17 protein-coding genes are annotated in these 16,969 nt (G+C 72.6%); 13 read left to right on the forward strand and 4 right to left on the reverse strand.

Annotated features, from left to right (window positions below; translation table 11 throughout):
- Window positions 1–71: 71 nt before the first annotated feature.
- The 7 genes from ACGFI8_RS01660 to mutM all read left to right on the forward strand — a co-directional run bounded on the left by ACGFI8_RS01660 (window position 72) and on the right by mutM (window position 5,360).
- A complete protein-coding gene (locus ACGFI8_RS01660) occupies window positions 72–572 on the forward strand; it encodes a hypothetical protein (RefSeq protein WP_392798439.1) in 501 nt (166 codons plus the stop codon).
- Window positions 573–669: 97 nt separating this feature from the next.
- A complete protein-coding gene (locus ACGFI8_RS01665) occupies window positions 670–1,233 on the forward strand; it encodes a YceD family protein (protein ID WP_392798441.1) in 564 nt (187 codons plus the stop codon).
- Window positions 1,234–1,239: 6 nt separating this feature from the next.
- On the forward strand, window positions 1,240–1,413 hold the full coding sequence (gene rpmF / locus ACGFI8_RS01670; RefSeq protein ID WP_259861936.1) for a 50S ribosomal protein L32: 174 nt from the start codon (window positions 1,240–1,242) through the stop codon (window positions 1,411–1,413).
- A 13-nt stretch (window positions 1,414–1,426) separates the two neighbouring features.
- Complete coding sequence (locus tag ACGFI8_RS01675; protein ID WP_392798444.1) at window positions 1,427–2,479, forward strand: phosphate acyltransferase PlsX; 1,053 nt, start codon at window positions 1,427–1,429, stop codon at window positions 2,477–2,479.
- Window positions 2,480–2,529: 50 nt separating this feature from the next.
- Window positions 2,530–3,294: a ribonuclease III gene (gene rnc / locus ACGFI8_RS01680; RefSeq protein ID WP_392799593.1), complete on the forward strand. Its 765-nt coding sequence runs from the start codon at window positions 2,530–2,532 to the stop codon at window positions 3,292–3,294.
- Window positions 3,269–4,495, forward strand: a complete 1,227-nt coding sequence (locus ACGFI8_RS01685; RefSeq protein WP_392798446.1) for a hypothetical protein — start codon at window positions 3,269–3,271, stop codon at window positions 4,493–4,495. The genes rnc and ACGFI8_RS01685 overlap by 26 nt, the downstream gene beginning before the upstream one ends.
- Window positions 4,496–4,505: 10 nt before the next feature.
- Entirely contained in the window at window positions 4,506–5,360 is an 855-nt protein-coding gene (gene mutM / locus ACGFI8_RS01690; RefSeq protein WP_392798449.1) for a bifunctional DNA-formamidopyrimidine glycosylase/DNA-(apurinic or apyrimidinic site) lyase, read from the forward strand.
- On the opposite strand, the gene ACGFI8_RS01695 is transcribed toward mutM, so the two are convergent.
- Both ACGFI8_RS01695 and ACGFI8_RS01700 read right to left on the reverse strand, forming a co-directional pair.
- Entirely contained in the window at window positions 5,296–6,075 is a 780-nt protein-coding gene (locus ACGFI8_RS01695) for a spherulation-specific family 4 protein (protein WP_392798452.1), read from the reverse strand. The two genes, mutM and ACGFI8_RS01695, sit on opposite strands and share 65 nt — an antisense overlap.
- Before the next feature lie 26 nt (window positions 6,076–6,101).
- On the reverse strand, window positions 6,102–6,749 hold the full coding sequence (locus ACGFI8_RS01700; RefSeq protein ID WP_392798455.1) for a CAP domain-containing protein: 648 nt from the start codon (window positions 6,747–6,749) through the stop codon (window positions 6,102–6,104).
- 302 nt (window positions 6,750–7,051) lie between these two features.
- Here ACGFI8_RS01700 and ACGFI8_RS01705 point away from each other — a divergent pair, with 302 nt between their 5' ends.
- The 3 genes from ACGFI8_RS01705 (at window position 7,052) to ACGFI8_RS01715 (ending at window position 11,715) form a co-directional block, all read left to right on the forward strand.
- A complete protein-coding gene (locus tag ACGFI8_RS01705; protein WP_345124836.1) occupies window positions 7,052–7,246 on the forward strand; it encodes a hypothetical protein in 195 nt (64 codons plus the stop codon).
- 282 nt (window positions 7,247–7,528) lie between these two features.
- Window positions 7,529–11,101 carry a chromosome segregation protein SMC gene (gene smc, locus ACGFI8_RS01710; RefSeq protein WP_392798458.1) on the forward strand — a complete coding sequence of 1,191 codons (3,573 nt, stop codon included), beginning with the start codon at window positions 7,529–7,531 and terminating at the stop codon, window positions 11,099–11,101.
- Window positions 11,098–11,715: an HAD family hydrolase gene (locus tag ACGFI8_RS01715; RefSeq protein WP_392798461.1), complete on the forward strand. Its 618-nt coding sequence runs from the start codon at window positions 11,098–11,100 to the stop codon at window positions 11,713–11,715. The genes smc and ACGFI8_RS01715 overlap by 4 nt, the downstream gene beginning before the upstream one ends.
- Before the next feature lie 51 nt (window positions 11,716–11,766).
- Here ACGFI8_RS01715 and ACGFI8_RS01720 read toward each other — a convergent pair whose 3' ends face one another.
- Window positions 11,767–12,249 carry a glutathione peroxidase gene (locus ACGFI8_RS01720; RefSeq protein WP_392798464.1) on the reverse strand — a complete coding sequence of 161 codons (483 nt, stop codon included), beginning with the start codon at window positions 12,247–12,249 and terminating at the stop codon, window positions 11,767–11,769.
- Window positions 12,250–12,477: 228 nt separating this feature from the next.
- On the opposite strand from ACGFI8_RS01720, the gene ACGFI8_RS01725 reads away from it, so the two are divergent.
- Entirely contained in the window at window positions 12,478–12,912 is a 435-nt protein-coding gene (locus ACGFI8_RS01725) for an NUDIX domain-containing protein (protein ID WP_392798466.1), read from the forward strand.
- A 78-nt stretch (window positions 12,913–12,990) separates the two neighbouring features.
- Here ACGFI8_RS01725 and ACGFI8_RS01730 read toward each other — a convergent pair whose 3' ends face one another.
- Window positions 12,991–14,646: an alkaline phosphatase D family protein gene (locus ACGFI8_RS01730; RefSeq protein WP_392798469.1), complete on the reverse strand. Its 1,656-nt coding sequence runs from the start codon at window positions 14,644–14,646 to the stop codon at window positions 12,991–12,993.
- Window positions 14,647–14,764: 118 nt separating this feature from the next.
- On the opposite strand from ACGFI8_RS01730, the gene ftsY reads away from it, so the two are divergent.
- Window positions 14,765–15,988 (forward strand): signal recognition particle-docking protein FtsY, encoded by a 1,224-nt coding sequence (gene ftsY / locus ACGFI8_RS01735; protein WP_392798472.1) that lies wholly within the window; start codon window positions 14,765–14,767, stop codon window positions 15,986–15,988.
- Between the two features lie 105 nt (window positions 15,989–16,093).
- Window positions 16,094–16,882 (forward strand): aminoglycoside phosphotransferase family protein, encoded by a 789-nt coding sequence (locus ACGFI8_RS01740; RefSeq protein WP_344611383.1) that lies wholly within the window; start codon window positions 16,094–16,096, stop codon window positions 16,880–16,882.
- Window positions 16,883–16,969: the final 87 nt, after the last annotated feature.

The raw sequence follows: 16,969 nt of genomic DNA on the forward strand, positions 1-16,969 counted from the left end.
ATGGAGCGGCATCGTGCTTCGAGCCGCATGATGGTTACGTCGTTCGACCTTGTGAACAGGAGTGACCGCAGGTGGATCCGCTCGAGAGCATCGACCAGATCATCGCGCTGATCGAGGGTGCACGGTCGGCGCCGATGTCGCGGAGCAACTTCGTGTTCGACCGCGCCGACATGATCAACCTGCTCGACCAGCTGCGGGCCGACCTGCCGGGCGAGCTGCGCCGGGCGACCGCGCTGCTCGACGAGCGCGACAAGATCGTCGAGGCGGGCCGGCGCGAGGCCGATCGGATCATCGCCGAGGCGGAGGCCGAGCACACCCGCCTCGTGTCGATCAACGAGATCGTCGTGTCGGCCGAGCACGAGGCCTCGCGGATGATCAACGAGGCGCGCGCGGAGACGCAGCGGCTGCGCGACGAGGTCGACGACTACGTCGACACCGCGCTGGCCAACTTCGAGCAGTTCCTGACCAGGTCCCTGGCCTCGATCGAGCGCGGGCGCGACAAGATGCACGCGCTGCGCGAGATCGGCTCGTTCACCCCCTCCGGCGAGGACGACCGGCCGCTGCCGTTCTGACCCGTGCCCCGGGCGCGCTATGGTGGGGGCGATTCGACGGAAGATCTGCCGCTCGGGTAGCCTAGTCCGTCGGCCCTGCCTGGCCGGAGTCTGAAAGATGCCACATCAGCAGCACCCGCACCTGGATCCCCGGTCGCCGCTGGTCCTCGAGACGAGAGACCTCCCACGCCGACCGGGTGCTCTGCATGCGGTCTCGCGGAAGGTGCCGGCGCCCGAGGACCTCGGCCTGGAGCTGATCGGCGTGCCCCAGAGCGCCGAACTCGACCTCCAGCTGCGCATGGAGTCGGTGTCCGAAGGCGTTCTCGTCTCCGGCACCGTCACCGGCCCGCTGGTCGGCGAGTGCGGGCGCTGTCTACGCCCGATCAGCGACACGCTGGACGTCCCGCTCCAAGAGTTCTATGCCTACGAGCACAGCACGACGGACGAGACGACGGACGAGGACGAGGTCGGACGGCTGCAGGGCGACCTGATCGACCTGGAGCCGGCACTGCGGGACGCGGTGGTGCTCTCCCTGGCCGCCAACCCCGTGTGCCGTGAAGACTGCCCAGGTCTGTGCCCCGGCTGCGGGGTACCGCTCGACGAGCTGCCCGAGGGACACAACCACGAGCAGATCGACCCGCGCTGGGCAGCCCTGTCCCAGATCAAGACGTCAGAGGAGTAAGGTCCCGTGGCCGTTCCCAAGCGGAAGATGTCGCGCAGCAACACCCGGTCGCGCCGGAGCCAGTGGAAGGCCGTCGCGGTCTCCACCCAGCCGTGCCCGCAGTGCCGTTCGCCCAAGCTGCCCCACGCGGCTTGCTCGGTCTGCGGCACGTACAACGGCCGCCAGGTCATCGAGGTCTGACCATCGGATCCGGGTGACGCGATCCGACCGATCGCCGCACGGCGGGGAACTCCCGTCCGGCGTCGTGCGGATCGCCGTCGACCTCCTCGGCGGGGATGGGGCTCCCGCCGTCGTGGTTGACGGCGCTCTGCGCGCATGCAGCGCCGATCCAGACCTCCACCTCATCCTCGTCGGGCCGCGGGAGCCGGCCGGCGAGGTCATCGGCGCGCTCGCGGTCGGCGACCGCGAGCGCGTCAGCGTCATCGCCGTCGACTCGGTCATCGCGATGGCCGACTCGCCGCTGCGCAACATCCGCCGCGAGACGACGGTCCGCGCGGCCGCCGAGGCGGTGTACACGGGCCGCGCGGACGCGATGGTCTCGGCCGGCTCCAGCGGTGCCGCCGTGGCCGCCTCCGCGCACGTGCTGGGTCGGCTGCGCGGCGTGCGCCGGCCCGGCCTCGCCGCGCGGGTGCCCACCGAACGGGGCCCCGTGCTCCTCGTCGACGTCGGCGTGACCCTCGACGCGACCATGCTGGAGCTCGTCCAGCACGCCGTGCTCGGCACCGCCTTCGCCGCCGTCGGGCTCGGCATCGCGCGCCCGCGCGTCGGGCTGCTGTCCATCGGCAGCGAGCCCGGCAAGGGCGACCGGCTGCGCCGCGCCGTGTCGGTGGCGCTGTCCGACGTCCCGCTGCCCGCCGGCGGCCGCTACGTCGGGCTCGTCGAGGGCTTCGACGTGCCGCGCGGGGGCCCCGCCGACGTGGTCGTGACCGACGGCTTCACCGGCAACATCCTGCTCAAGGGCATCGAGGGGGCAATCACCGCAAGTCGCGGTGGATCCAAAATTTCCGATGTGTACGGCACGCGCCCCCACGAGGCCGCCGCCGTGCTCCTGGGCGTGGCCGGCGACGTCGTCGTCTGCCACGGCTCGGCCGGCGGGGCCGAGGTCGCCGACGGCATCGCCCTCGCCGCACGACTGCACCGCGACCGCATCACCCCGGCGGTCGCCGGTCTCGCCGACGATCTGCTGACCGAACTCTCCTCGGCCGGCGGCCTCACCATCCGTGACGCACTGGGAGAGCACTCGTGAAGAACCAGAACCATCTCGAGGCCGCCTTCGGCGTCGACTTCGACCCGGACATGCTCAAGCGGGCCCTGACCCACCGTTCGTACGCGTACGAGAACGGCGGCCTGCCCACCAACGAGCGGCTGGAGTTCCTCGGCGACGCCGTCCTCGGCGTCGTGATCACCACCGCCCTGTTCCAGAACCACCCGAAGCTCGCCGAGGGCCAGCTGGCGAAGCTGCGCGCCAGCGTCGTCAACATGCGCGCCCTCGCCGACGTCGCGCGGCGCCTCGGCCCCCACGGCATCGGCCCGTTCCTGCTGCTCGGCAAGGGCGAGGAGGCGACCGGGGGCCGCGACAAGGCCAGCATCCTCGCCGACACGCTCGAGGCGCTCATCGGCGCGGTCTACCTGCAGTACGGCCTCGACGTCACCGCGCAGGTGATCCACAAGCTGTTCGACGGGCTGATGGCCGAGGCGGCGCTGCGCGGGGCGGGCCTGGACTGGAAGACCAGCCTGCAGGAGCTCACCGCCGGGCGGGGCCTCGGGGTGCCCGAGTACCGCATCGACGAGGAGGGTCCCGACCACGCCAAGCGGTTCACCGCCTGGGTGATCGTCGCCAAGCAGCGCTACGGCGGGGCGCAGGGCGGTAGCAAGAAGGAGGCCGAGCAGCGCGCCGCCGAGGCCGCCTGGCGGGAGCTGTCCGGCGTCCAGCCGGAGTCGTCCGCCACCCCCGCGGAGCCCGCCGCCTCCGGGCCCGCGAACCCCGGTTCCGCCACCCACACCCCGACCGAACCCGCCGAGGAACCGCCCGCCGATGACGACGATGACGCCGGTCAGTGAGATCACGCAGCGCGGGCGCTCCTCGCTGATCGCCTTCCCCCTGGGGTTGTACGCCCTGAGCCGCCTGCTGCAGCTGGCGATTCTGTGGTGGATGTCGCCCGACGACAAGATCCGCGACCGGCTGCTCGCCTGGGACGGCGGGCACTTCGTGCGCGTGGCCGACGAGGGGTACCCGACCGGGTACAGCTTCGACGCCGACGGCAATCTGACCGGCAACGGCCTGGCGTTCTTCCCCGGGTACCCGATGCTGGTCCGCCTTGTGCACTACGTCACCCGGCTCGACTACGGCACCGCCGCGATCACCGTGTCGTGGCTGGCCGGCGGCGCGGCCGCGGTGCTGCTGTGCGCGCTGCTCACCCGCCTGTACGACGAGCGGGTGGGCCTGGTGTTCACCGCGCTGTTCTGCGTGCAGCCGATGTCGATGGCGCTGTCCATGGGGTACTCGGAAGCGCTGTTCACCGCCCTGGTCGCCGGCATGCTGCTGCTGGCCCACCGCGGCGCCTGGCTGGCCGCCGGCCTGCTCGGCCTGGGCGCCGGCCTGACCCGCCCGACGGGCGCGGCCGCGGCGATCGCGCTGGCGGTCGCGGCCGGGATCGCCGTGTACCGCGCCCGCGCGGGCGCGAACGACCGCCCCGACGTCGATCCGGACCCGGACGGGGACGGGGACGGGCGCGCCGCGGCGGGCACCGGCGGTAGGACACCGATCTGGAAACCCCTGCTCGGCGCGGCCATCGCGCTCGCCGGCGTGCCGGCCTACCTGCTGTGGGTCGGGCTGCGCGTCGGCGACCTCGGCGCGTGGTTCGACATCCAGACCGCCGGCTGGGGCACCACCTTCGACTACGGCTCCTCCAGCCTGCAGTTCGTGCGCGACGCCTTGCACGGGGGCGACGGTTGGATCCAGGTCAGCATCGCGTGGATGCTCATCGGCACCGTCATCCTCGCCGTCGCCGCACTGCGCGGGCGCGTGTGGCCGCCGCTGACCGTCTACGGCGTCATCGTGCTCGTGCTGGTCCTGGGCCAGGCCGGCTACTACCACTCCAAACCGCGGCTGCTCGTGCCCGCGCTGTTCATCCTGGTGCCGCCCGCGGTCGCGCTCGCACGCGCGCGCCCGCGCACGGCGGCGCTGGTCCTGGCGACCTGCGGCGCGTTCGGGCTGTGGTATGGCTCGTATCTCATCACTGTCTGGCACTACGCGATCTAGAAGGACTTCCATGCCTGAGCTGCCCGAGGTCGAGACCGTCCGCCGTGGCCTCGACAAGTGGGTGTCCGGCCGGCGCATCGCCACGGTCGAGGTGCTGCACCCGCGCGCGATCCGCCGCCATCTGCCCGGCGCCGAGCACTTCTCCGGCATCCTCGCGGGCCGCCGCGTGGGCGCCGTCATGCGTCGCGGCAAGTACCTGTGGCTGCCCCTGGACGACGAGGACGCGCTCGTGGGCCACCTCGGTATGTCCGGGCAGCTGCTCATGCAGCCGGCCGACGCCGCGGCGGAGACGCACCTGCGGGTGCGCTTCACCTTCGACGACGACGGGCCGGAGCTGCGCTTCGTCGACCAGCGCACGTTCGGCGGCCTCAGCGTGTCCGCGGGCGGCGCGGTGCTGCCCGCCGAGCTCGCCCACATCGCGCTGGACCCGGTCGACCCGCTGTTCGTCGACGACGCGTTCATCGAGCGGATGCGCCGCCGCCGCACCGAGGTCAAGCGGGCGCTGCTGGACCAGACGCTGATCTCCGGCGTCGGCAACATCTACGCCGACGAGGCGCTGTGGCGGGCGCAGCTGCACGGCGCGCGGGACACGTCGCAGCTTTCCCGCCCGGTGGTACGCCGCCTGCTCGGACACGTGCGCGACGTGCTCAACGAGGCGATCGGCCAGGGCGGCACCAGCTTTGACGCGCTCTACGTGAACGTCGACGGCGAGAGCGGCTACTTCGAGCGCGCCCTGAACGCCTACGGCCGCGAGGGCCTGCCCTGCAACCGCTGCGGCAGCCCGATCCGCCGGGAGGCGTTCATGAACCGGTCCTCGTACTCCTGCCCGCGCTGCCAGCCGCGGCCCCGTCTCGCACCACGCTGAGCTGCCGGTAGGTGCGCGGGTGGCGGGCCGCCGGGGTCGGCTTGCCCAGCTCCGCGCCGAGCTCGGCCAGGCCGGGCACGAGGCCGCACCAGGCGGGCAGGTCGGTGTACGGGTCGGGGGCGCCCAGGTCGGTGACGAGCCCGAAGCCGGCCCCGCGGCTGACCTGCAGCCGGGCCGCCTCGTCGAGCTCCCACGGCGGCACGGCGTGCACCAGGTGCCCGTCGCCGGGGCGCGCCCCCTCGCCGGACCAGCGCCGGTACTCCCGCCAGCTGCCGTCGAACACGCAGACGGGCAGGCCGAGGTCGCGGTACGCCTCGTCGGGTGGCTCCCCGGGGTTGAGCAGCACCTCCGGCAGCCCGGCGCGGATGGCGGCCTGCGCGATGACGGCGACGGGGCCGATCGCGTACGGGCTGACCGGCGTGCGGTCGAGGAACACGCCGCGCACCGGATAGCCGGCCCACCGGTACACGTCCGCGCGGATGTCCGCGACCGGGCGGGTGCCGTAGTCGATGTCGACGTAGCCGAGCAGCCGCACGCCCGCCGCTTCCAGGCGGCTCATGGCGGCCGTCCACAGCGGGTCCCGGCCGCTGCCGGGCCCGCGCGCGACGTCGACGACGACGGTGAACGCCGGACCGTGTCCCGCGACGATCTCCCATGCGTGTGGCCGGGCCAGCGGATGCGCCCGCAGCGGCAGGAGCGTCGGAACCCGGTCCACGACCGGATTAACGATGCTGGGCCCCCTCAAGCACGGCCGGTGTCCACGGTCCAGTAGGGCGTGCGGGCGCGCATCGCGGCCCCGACGCCGATCGATGTGATGTCGCAGTCGACCAGCACGGCGTGCGCGTTGTCGTCGTGCAGCCAGCGCTTGACGGTTTCGCCGGGGTCGCCGCCCTTGGCCGTCAGCTCGTCGGCGAAGGCGGTGTATCCGGCCGCCCGGACGCGCCCGGCCGGGTTGCTGCCGTCGCTGCCGCTGCTGCCGGTGAAGTCCCGGGCGGCCATGTCGGCGGCGTGCCCCCGCGCGGCCGTGCGCAGCCTGCCGTCGACCCGCAGCGGGTCGCATTTCTGCTTGCGCCGCTCGTTGTTGATCAGCTGGACGGCGCGGTCCTCGTAGCCGGTGTTGAAGTTCGCCGACACCAGCGTGGTCCGGGCCGCGGTCGGGGCGGTGCTCACGGGCGGCGCGCTGCTCGCCGCGGCGGGCGCGCTGGACGGGGCGGGCTCGGGGACGCTCGCCGGGGGCTCGGCCCGCTCGGCGTTGGACGTGCCGCCGCCGTTGCCGAGCGCTGGGATGATCATCGCGCCGAGACCGAACACGACCAGCACGCCGGCGACGATCGCGCCGATGCCCACGGGACCCAGCTTGGTCATGAGGCCGGGTCGCGGTGCCGTCATCGCGCTCTCCCGGTCGGTGTGGGTCCCAGAATTTCTCGGACAAGACGCTACTTTGCAGTGGCGCCGCGGGGCAACCGGTGGCACACTGCCACGATCGGCGTGGCGGTGCGGATCGCGCACCCGGGTGAGTGAGAACACCCTGGCCAGGACGTTTGGCGTGCCGGTTGGCTTGACTAAGTCGCGCCCCGGAAGGAACATAGAGGGGTCGCCAGTCGCGCCCATTCATGCCCTTGTGCTTCGGTCGCTGGGTGCTGGGTGCGCGTTTGCCGGAGTCGACCGGCTGCGCTTAACAAGGAGACGATATGGCTAAGGCCCTCTTCGGCCACGTAGGCAGCGCGCCTGACCGGCGCCTTGTCGACGAGGTCACCCAACTGCGCGCCAAGGTTCGGGCGCTCGAGTTCGAGGTCGTGCGGCTGCGTGCCGAAAACGACCGGCTCGCTGCAGCGGCGTCAGAGGCGGACCAGCTGGTCCGGCTCGTCGAGCCGGCGATGGCCTGAACACCTCAGGACACCGCAACCTGCGCAGAACTGCACAGTAAACCCGCGCGCCGACATCCAATGGGTCTCGGCGCGCAGTCATGTAACGACCCGGTCGTCCGGTTGGTTGCGGGCGCCGGTCTGGTCGGATCGGCGAAGCGTTCCGAGCCGGAGTTGGTGGCGTTGGGGCTCGAGTGGGCGCTGTGCCCACGACACGCGCATTATGGTGTGCGGTGCTGCAGGGGCGGGTAGTGTCCCCGGCGGTAGCCTGCCGGTAAGACACCTCGACCACCGTGGAGATCCGTGCACCTCAAGAGCCTGACGGTCAAGGGCTTCAAGTCCTTCGCGTCCGCCACCACGCTGAAGCTCGAGCCGGGCATCACCTGCGTCGTCGGGCCCAACGGCTCCGGCAAGTCCAACGTGGTCGACGCGATTGCCTGGGTGCTGGGTGAGCAGGGGGCCAAGGCCCTGCGCGGCGGCAAGATGGAGGACGTCATCTTCGCCGGCACCGCCAGCCGGGCCCCCCTGGGGCGCGCCGAGGTCACGCTCACGATCGACAACACCGACGGTGCGTTGCCGATCGACTACACCGAGGTGTCGATCACCCGCCGGATGTTCCGCTCGGGTGAGAGCGAGTACGAGATCAACGGCAACCAGTGCCGCCTGCTCGACATTCAGGAGCTGCTCTCCGACTCCGGCATCGGCCGCGAGATGCACGTGATCGTCGGCCAGAACCGCCTCGACGGCGTCCTGCACGCCCGGCCCGAGGACCGCCGCGCCTTCGTCGAGGAGGCCGCCGGGGTACTGAAGCACCGGAAGCGCAAAGAGAAGGCCATCCGCAAGCTCGAGGCGATGCAGGCCAACCTCAACCGCCTCGGCGACCTCACCACCGAGCTGCGCCGCCAGCTCAAGCCGCTCGGGCGCCAGGCCGAGGTCGCCCGCCGCGCCGCCGGCATCCAGGCCGACCTGCGCGACGCCCGGCTGCGCCTGCTCGCCGACGACCTCGCCACGCTGCGCGAGACGCTCAACCGGGAGATCGCCGACGAGACCGCGCTGCGCGCCCGCCGTGAGGAGGTCGAGGCCGAGGTCGAGACGATCAACGAACGGCTCGCCGCGCTCGAGGCCGAGCACGCCGCCGACGCGCCCGTCCTCGCCGAGGCGCAGGACACGTGGTATCAGCTGTCGACCCTGCAGGAGCGGTACCGCTCGCTGCACCAACTGGCCGCCGAGCGGCACCGCAACCTCTCCGCCGCACCCGTCGAGGAGCGGCTCGGTCGCGACCCCGACCAGCTCACCGCCGAGGCCGAGAAGGTCCGCGAGCAGGAGGAGGAGCTGCGAGCCGCGCTGGAGGCGAGCCAGGAGCGCCTCGCGGAGGCCGTCGAGCGCCGTCAGGACCTGGAGCGTCGCCTCGCCTTCGCCGAGAAGGCCATCGTCGCCGCGCACAAGGCCATCGCCGACCGCCGCGAGGGCCTCGCCAAGCTCGCCGGGCAGGTCGAGTCGGCACGCTCCCGCACGACCGCCGCCGCGGACGAGATCGAGCGTCTCGCGGTACAACTGGCTGAGGCCGAGGCACGCGCGGACGCCGCGCAGGGCCTCTACGACGAGGCGAGCGCCGGCGCGTCCGTCGCGGACAACGCCAACGCCGACCTCGAGATGCGCCACCAGGAGGCGACGCACGAGCTCGACGCGATCAACAACGAGGTCCGGCAGCACAGCGACGCCGAACGCGCCGCCGAGAAGGACGCCGCGCAGTGGAAGGCCCGCGAGGAGGCGCTCGCGATGGGCCTGCGCCGCAAGGACGGCGCCGGCACGCTGCTGGCCCGCGCGGAGCGCGTCCCCGGCCTGCTCGGCAGCGTCGCGGCCCTGCTGTCGGTCGAGGCCGGGCACGAGGCCGCCCTGGCCGCCGCGCTCGGCGCCCTCGCCGACGCCGTCGCGGTCGCCGGCGTGGACGGCGCGGTCGCCGCCGTCGAGATGCTCAAGCAGGACGACGCGGGCCGCGCCGCGCTGCTCATCGCGTCCGCGCCGATGCTCGACGCCGCCCCGGTCGAGCGGGTGCCGCTGCCCCCGGGCGCGGCGTGGGCCATGGACCTCGTCCGCGCCCCCGAGGAGCTGCGCCCGGCCCTGGAGCGCGCCCTCGGCGACGTCGTGTTCGCCCCCGACCTCGCCACCGCGCGGCGCATCGTCTCCTACGCTCCCGCGCTGCGCGCCGTCACGCCCGACGGCGACGTCATCGGCGCCTACGCGGCCGCCGGCGGCTCCGGCAAGCAGCACAGCTTCATCGAGGTCCAGGCCGCCGTCGAGGAGGCCCGCCAGCAGAAGGTCGACGCCGAGCGCCGCGTCACCGAGGCCCGGGAGCTGCTGACCCTGGCCCGCAACGCGGCCGCCGGCGCCAAGCAGGTCGTCGCCGAGACCGCCGCGGCCAAGAAGGAGGCCGACAGCGCCCGCAACGCGGCCGCGCGGCGCCTCGCCGAGCTCGGCGCCGCGGCCAAGTCCGCCCGCGCCGAGGTCGAGCGGCACGCCGCGGCGAAGGCCAAGGCCGAGGCGGCCCGCGAGTCCGGCCTGGCCAGCCTCACCGAGCTGGAGGAGCGCCTCGCCCTGGCCGAGGAGATCCCGATCGACGAGGATCCCTCGACCCTGGAGCGCGACGACCTGGCCGGGGAGGTGCCGGTCGCGCGGCAGCAGGAGATGGAGGTCCGGCTCGCGGTACGCACCGCGGAGGAGCGCGTCGGTGCGCTCGCCGGCCGCGCGGACGCGCTGCTGCGCCAGGCCGCAGCCGAGCGCGCCGCCCGGGAGCGCGCCGCGGCCCGCAAGGCCACCCGCGCCCGCGGCGCCCGCGTCGCGGAGGTCGTCGTCAACGGCGCCGCGTTCGCCCTGGAGCGCCTCGGGGACTCCATCGCCGAGGCACAGGAGACCCGCGACACCCTCGCCGCCACGCGCGCCGAGCGCGAGACCACCCTCAGCGGCGTGCGCGGGCGCGCCAAGCACCTCACCGCCGAACTCGAGCGGCTCACCAGCGCCGTCCACCGCGACGAGGTCGCCCGCGCCGAGCAGCGGATGCGCATCGAGCAGCTCGAGGCCCGCTCCGCCGAGGAGTTCGGCCTCGACGCCGACACGCTCGTCGCGGAGTACGGCCCGCACCTGTCCGTGCCGCCGACCGCGCCGGAGATCGCCGCCGCGGAGGCCGACGGCCGCCCCGCGCCCGAGCCGGTGCCGTTCGACCGGGCCACCCAGGAGAAGCGCGCCGCCAAGGCCGAGCGCGAGCTCAACCTCCTCGGCAAGGTCAACCCCCTCGCCCTGGAGGAGTTCGCGGCGATGGAGGAGCGCTACAAGTTCCTCTCCGACCAGCTCGAGGACCTCAAGGCGACCCGGCGCGACCTGCTCACCGTCGTCAAGGACGTCGACGACCGCATCCTCGAGGTCTTCGCCAGCGCGTACCACGACACCGCCCGCGAGTTCGAGCAGGTCTTCTCGGTGCTCTTCCCGGGCGGCGAGGGCCGCCTCGTGCTCACCGACCCCGAGGACATGCTCACCACCGGCATCGAGGTCGAGGCCCGCCCGCCGGGCAAGAAGATCAAGCGCCTCTCGCTGCTGTCCGGCGGCGAGCGCTCCCTCACCGCCGTCGCGCTGCTCTGCGCGATCTTCCGCGCCCGCCCCAGCCCCTTCTACATCATGGACGAGGTCGAGGCCGCCCTGGACGACGTCAACCTGGGCCGCCTCATTACGCTGTTCGAGCAGCTCCGCGAGCGAAGCCAGCTGATCATCATCACCCACCAGAAGCGCACGATGGAGGTCGCCGACGCGCTCTACGGCGTCACCATGCGCTCCGGCGTCACCGAGGTCATCTCCCAGCGCCTGCGAACGGAAGAGGCAGCGTGACTCAAGCGCCAACGGCCCTGCTCATCGATTTCGACGGGGTCCTGCGCACGTTCGACCCGTCCATCAACGCCAAGATCGAGCAGCGATACGGCCTGGAGCCCGGCACGGTCCTCGACGTCGCCCTCGAGTGGGACCGCCTCCAGCCGGCCATCACGGGCCGCATCACGCGCTCCGAGTGGCTCGCCACGGTCGCGGCCGCCCTGGCCGAGCGGGTGGGCGGCCCGCAGCGCGCCGCCGAGCTGATGGAGGAGTGGGTCGTCTATCCGGGCGTCGTCTCCCCGGAGGTGCTGCAGTTCGTCCGCGAGGTGCGGGCCGCCGGCCACCCCGTCTGCATCGCCACCAACTCCACGGTCGAGTTCCGTGACGTGCTGGAGACCTTCGACCTGGTCGGCGAGTTCGACGCGGTCGCCAACTCCGCCGAGATCGGCGTGCACAAGCCGGCCAAGGAGTACTTCCTCGCCGCGTGCGCCCTCGTCGACACCCCGCCCGCGCGGTGCATGCTCGTGGACGACACGGACCGCATGGTCCGCGGCGCCCGCGCGGCCGGCCTGTCCGCGTACCGCTACACGCCCGGCGACGACCTCTCCTATCCGCGCCGCGCCTTCGGCCTGTGACCGGGCACCCTCTGTGCCCGGTCACCGCCGTTTGCCTGGTTTTCGGTCTCCCTAGAGGCTGGCCTCGACCGCCTGGACCACCTCGTCCGACTTCGGCTCCGTCCGCGGCCCGAACCGCGCCGCGACAGTCCCGTCGCCGGCGACGAGGAACTTCTCGAAGTTCCACCGGATGTCCCCGGTGTGCCCCTCGGCATCCGCGGCGGCCGTCAGCAGCTCGTACAGCGGGTGCCGCCCCTCCCCGTTGACCTCGACCTTCTCCGTGATCGGGAACGTCACGCCGTAGGTGGTGCTGCAGAACTCGGCGATCTCCTCGGACGTGCCCGGCTCCTGCCCCGCGAACTGGTTGCACGGCACCCCGAGGACGGAGAAGCCCTGCCCCGAGTACTCCTTGTGCAGCGCCTCCAGGTCGGTGTACTGCGGCGTAAGCCCACACCGCGAGGCCACGTTGACCACGAGGACGGGCCGCCCGCGGAACTGCCCCAGGTCGAGCGGCTTGCCCTGCAGGTCGGCGATCTCGACGTCATAAAAGCTCATGCCAGCGATCGTATGCCGGTGTCGTGCCCATCCACCGCAGCCCGGCGACCACCGCCCGCTCCCTCGCGGCCCCCGCGCGCGCTCGCGTCCGCGCCCCGCGTCCGCGCGTCGTAGCCCGCTTCGCGGCGCCCGCGCGCCCGCGCCTTGTCCGTGCGTTTGGTCCGTGCGTCCGGGCGGCGGCCGGGGTCGGTTCGAGGCCGCGTCCGCGCGGGCGGCCTAAGGTGAGGCGTGACCGGTCACCAGCTTGCGGTCGGTGCCGTACTCCGCCGCGGCAAGGACGTCCTGCTGATCAGCGACCCTCCGGACTGGGCACTGCCCGGCGGCTCGGTGGAGCCGGGCGAGCCCCTCCTGACGAAGGTGACCCAGGAGGCGGGTTTCACGTCGGTACTCCCGGAGCGTCTCCTCTGGGTCGCCCGCTACCCGGCGGCCGGCGTCGAGTACGAAATGCTGGGCTTCGAGGTGACCGGCGTCGGCCAGCACGACGGCTCGGGCGCGTGGGTGCCGCTCCCGGAGGCGGTGGACCGGCTCGGTCGCATGTGGTTCGCCCCCATCAGGGACCCGGCTGTGGCATATCTCACCGGCCGCGCCCGGGTGGCGACCCTGTGGACCTGGACGGACCTCAACGAACCACCGGTGACCCACCCGCACGTCACCCCGGCCTGAGCACCACGCGTCCGGGCCTGCACCTCTGGCGCCCCGCTGGGCCCGAGCGCTGCGGTCTGACCCGAGGGCGTCCGCGCATCAGCTCAGCTTCAGCGCCGCCACCTCACCCAGCGTCTTGTCAGGTCGAGTGCCCTCGATCGTCACGTGCGCCGTCCGGCCGTCCAGGAGCAGCAGGCCGACCGCGTTGCCGAAGTACGGGCCCGCGGTCTTCCCCCACCGGACGACCGGCTTGCGCAGGCCCAGCGTCCGCGCCAGCGATCGCATCATCCGCGCCGCCGGCGGGTTCCAGCCGAACTTCATCGCGGGGCGGACGAGCTTCGGCATGTCGTTGTGGACGGGGGAGCAGGTCAGCTGGTGGACCGCGCTGACGACCTCGGGGCCGAGGTCGGCCCGGGCGGCGTACGAGTGGTGAACGTCACCCGAGAGCACGCTGATCGACGCCGGTGCGGGGGAGACGCCGCCGTGGCCGGCGCCGATCTGGGCCAGCAGCGCGCTCAGCGCGTCGAATGAGCGGCCGAATGCGGCCCAGTGTTCCAGGTCGACGGCCTGGCGCAGTTTCTCGCCGAAGCGGCCCACCCAGGCCCGCGGGGACTCCGCCAGGCGCTCGGTCGCGGCCTCCAGGTGATGGATGGCCGGCGGCAGGAGCCACGGCAGAGACGACCCGATCAGCAGGTGGTCGTAGTCGCCCGGCAACTGCTTGGCGAACCACGCCCACTCGCTGTCCGGCAGCATCGCCCGCTTGCCCTGCTCCAGTTCGCGGGCGGCGCGATTGTCGAGCACCACGAGGCGGGTGCGGTCGATGTCGACGGTGTAGCTCCAGCGGTACGACACGCGGTCGCGATCGGCGCGGGAGCCGAACTTGTCGAGCACCTCGGTGGCGTCACCGGCCGAGGCGACCGCGGCGTAGACCGGGCACTCCGCCAGCGCGCCCGGGGGCATATTGCCCATGTGCTGGTACACCCAGTACGACGCCAGGCCGGCCTGGATGCGCTGGTCCCACCAGCTGAGCTGGGCCATGCGCTCGCGCCAGCGCTGCGAGGTGTTCCAGTCGTCGATGATCTCGTGGTCGTCGAAGATCATCACGCTGGGCACGGTGGAGAGCAGCCAGCGGATCTCCGGGTCGCTCCACGAGTCGAGGTACAGCTTCGTGTACTCGTGGAAGTCGACCACCTGCGTCGCCGGCGCGTCCGCGCGGCGCTGCTGCCGGCGCCCGTGCAGCCAGCGCTGGATCTTTTCGGGCGTCTCGTCGGCGTACACCTGATCGCCGAGCAGCACCAGGAGGTCCGGCCACTCGGTCGGCGCGTCCGAGCGGATGGAGGCGATCAGCCGCCCGGCGTATGCGTCCAGCGCGTCCGGGGGATACCGCGTGACGCTCAGTGGGCTCGCCTCGCGGCAGGAACCGAACACGAGCCGCACCGGCGCCCCCGCGCGGCGGGTGCGGATGACGGGAGGCGGGCACGGGTCGTCCGGCCGCGGCCAGACCTCGACGCCGTCGATCTTGACGCGGTACGGCGTGACCGCGCCCTCGGGCAGCCCGGAGACCACGACGAGCGCGTAGTGGTGGCCGTGCACGGCGAACGTCCGGGCCGCCCCGCTCGCCGGCGCGGCGTCGACCTCGACCGTCGCCGGCCCGGCGGTCTCCACCCACACGGTCGCGCGGTCGCCCTCCACCCGCCGCAGCACCGGGCCAAGAACGAGCGGGCCCCGGTCGGTGTCGAGCTCGGTGTCGGACATGGCGACGCGACCTCCCAGGGTGGGCGGCGGGGGTGACCCGGGCAATCTGATGATGCTGCCTGGCTGGTCTGGGCGCCACCGCAGGCCACTCGGCGCCGCATCTGGGAGGATTCCAGTCATGGAGTCGTACATCGTCTTCGGCCTGGTGCTGCTCGTCGTGGTGATCGGGGCCACCCTGGCGCTGGTTGCGCCGCGTTTCCGTAAGCCCCCGACACTGCCGCCGGCTCCCCCGGAGCGGGCGCCCACGAAGCAGGTCCCGACCAAGGAGGCGCCCCCGCCCGTCGTCGAGAAGCCCGCCGGGGCCCCCGCGCCGGTCGAGGAGAAAGTCGAGGAGAAACCGGTCGAGGAGGCCCCGGCACCGCCGGTGGTCGAGGCGCCGGCCCCCGCGCCCGCCCCGGCGATCGAGATCCCGTTGCCGACCGCCGGCCGGCTCGTGCGCCTCCGCGCGCGCCTGTCGCGCTCGCAAACCATGCTCGGCAAGGGCCTGCTCGCCCTGCTGTCGCGCGACAAGCTCGACGACGACACCTGGGACGATATCGAGGCGACGCTCATCGGCGCCGACGTCGGCGTGCAGGCGACCACCGAGCTCGTCGCCAAGCTGCGCGAGCGGGCCCGGGTGCACGGCACCGCCTCCGCGGCCGAGCTGCGCGGCATGCTCACCGCCGAGCTCGTCGCCGCGCTCGAGCCGGACATGGACCGCTCCCTCGCCGCGACGCCGCGCGACGGCCGCCCGGCGGTGCTGCTCGTCGTCGGGGTCAACGGCGCGGGCAAGACCACCACCTGCGGCAAGATCGCCCGCGTGCTGGTCGCCGACGGGCACACCGTCGTGCTCGGCGCCGCCGACACCTTCCGCGCGGCCGCGGCCGAGCAGCTGACCACGTGGGCCGGGCGGGTCGGCGCCGACGTCGTTCGCGGCCCGGAGGGGGCCGATCCGGCGTCGGTGGCGTTCGACGCGGTGAAACGGGGTATTGACGCGGGTGTGGACACGGTGGTGATCGACACGGCCGGCCGGCTGCAGAACAAGGTCGGCCTGATGGACGAGCTGGGCAAGGTCAAGCGGGTGGTCGAGAAGCATGGGCCGGTCGACGAGACCCTGCTCATCCTGGACGCCACGACCGGCCAGAACGGGCTGGAGCAGGCGCGCGTGTTCACCGAGGTGGTGGACGTCACGGGCGTGGTACTGACCAAGCTCGACGGCACCGCCAAGGGCGGGATCGTCATCGCGGTTCAGCGCAAACTGGGCATTCCGGTGAAGCTCGTCGGCCTCGGCGAGGGCCCCGACGACCTCGCGCCGTTCGATGCCCGACAGTTCGTCGACGCCCTGGTTGGCGCGGACGCGTAACCTCGGACGGTACCTTGGGACGGTAACGCTCGGCCGCGCTCACCCGCGGCCGGGAAAACTGCAGTACAGCCAGGTTCCCCGGTCAGGTCAACGAAGGACGATCACGTGACGCAGCAGGAGATCCCGCTCCACGGCGGGAACACCTCCGTCGTGGTGCGCTCGGGCGACACGGTACGCCGCAATGCGGGCCCATGGACGCCCGCGGTGCACGCGCTGCTGCGCCACCTCGAGTACGTGGGGTTCACCGGCGCGCCGCGCGCGTACGGCATCGACGAGCGCGGCCGCGAGGTACTGCAATATCTCGAAGGTGAGTGCGGAGAGTATCCGCTGGCGCCGCACTGGGTGACCGACGAGGCGATGGTCACCGTCGCGACCATGCTGCGGATGTTCCACGACGCCCAGGCGGGCTTCCGGCCGCCGCCCAACGCGGTGTGGCGCTCGTTCGGCCCGCCGCCGCCGGACACCGAGGTCATCTGTCATCACGACGCCGCGCCGCACAACGTCATCTGGCGTCCCGACGGCACCCTGTCGCTGATCGACTTCGACCTCGCCTCGCCCGGCGCGCGGATCTACGACGTGGCGTACGCGGCGTGGACGTGGGTCCCGCTGTTCTCCGACCGCGACTCGTACACGCTGGGCTGGAAACGGCCGAACCGGCCCCGCCGGCTGCGCATGTTCGCCGACGCCTATGGTCTGACCCCGCGCGACCGGCACCGCCTGGTGCGCGTGATCCGCAAGCGCATCGTCGATCATATCGAGGGAATTCGACGGATGGCGGCCGCCGGAGATCCCGCCTTCGTACGTATCGTGCACAAGGGGCATCTCCGTCGTCCGGTACGTGACCTGCGGCTCATCGATTACGAGCGGCACACGCTCGAATATGCGCTGCGATAGGCGTTTCTCTGTGTGTGAGCGTTTCTTCACACGCTGGAAACATGACGTGACGCGGTAGAAACCGCGCAGCGCCGGTGCGTGAAACGT

This window comes from Dactylosporangium sp. NPDC048998 (assembly GCF_043197855.1).
Lineage (GTDB): Bacteria > Actinomycetota > Actinomycetes > Mycobacteriales > Micromonosporaceae > Dactylosporangium.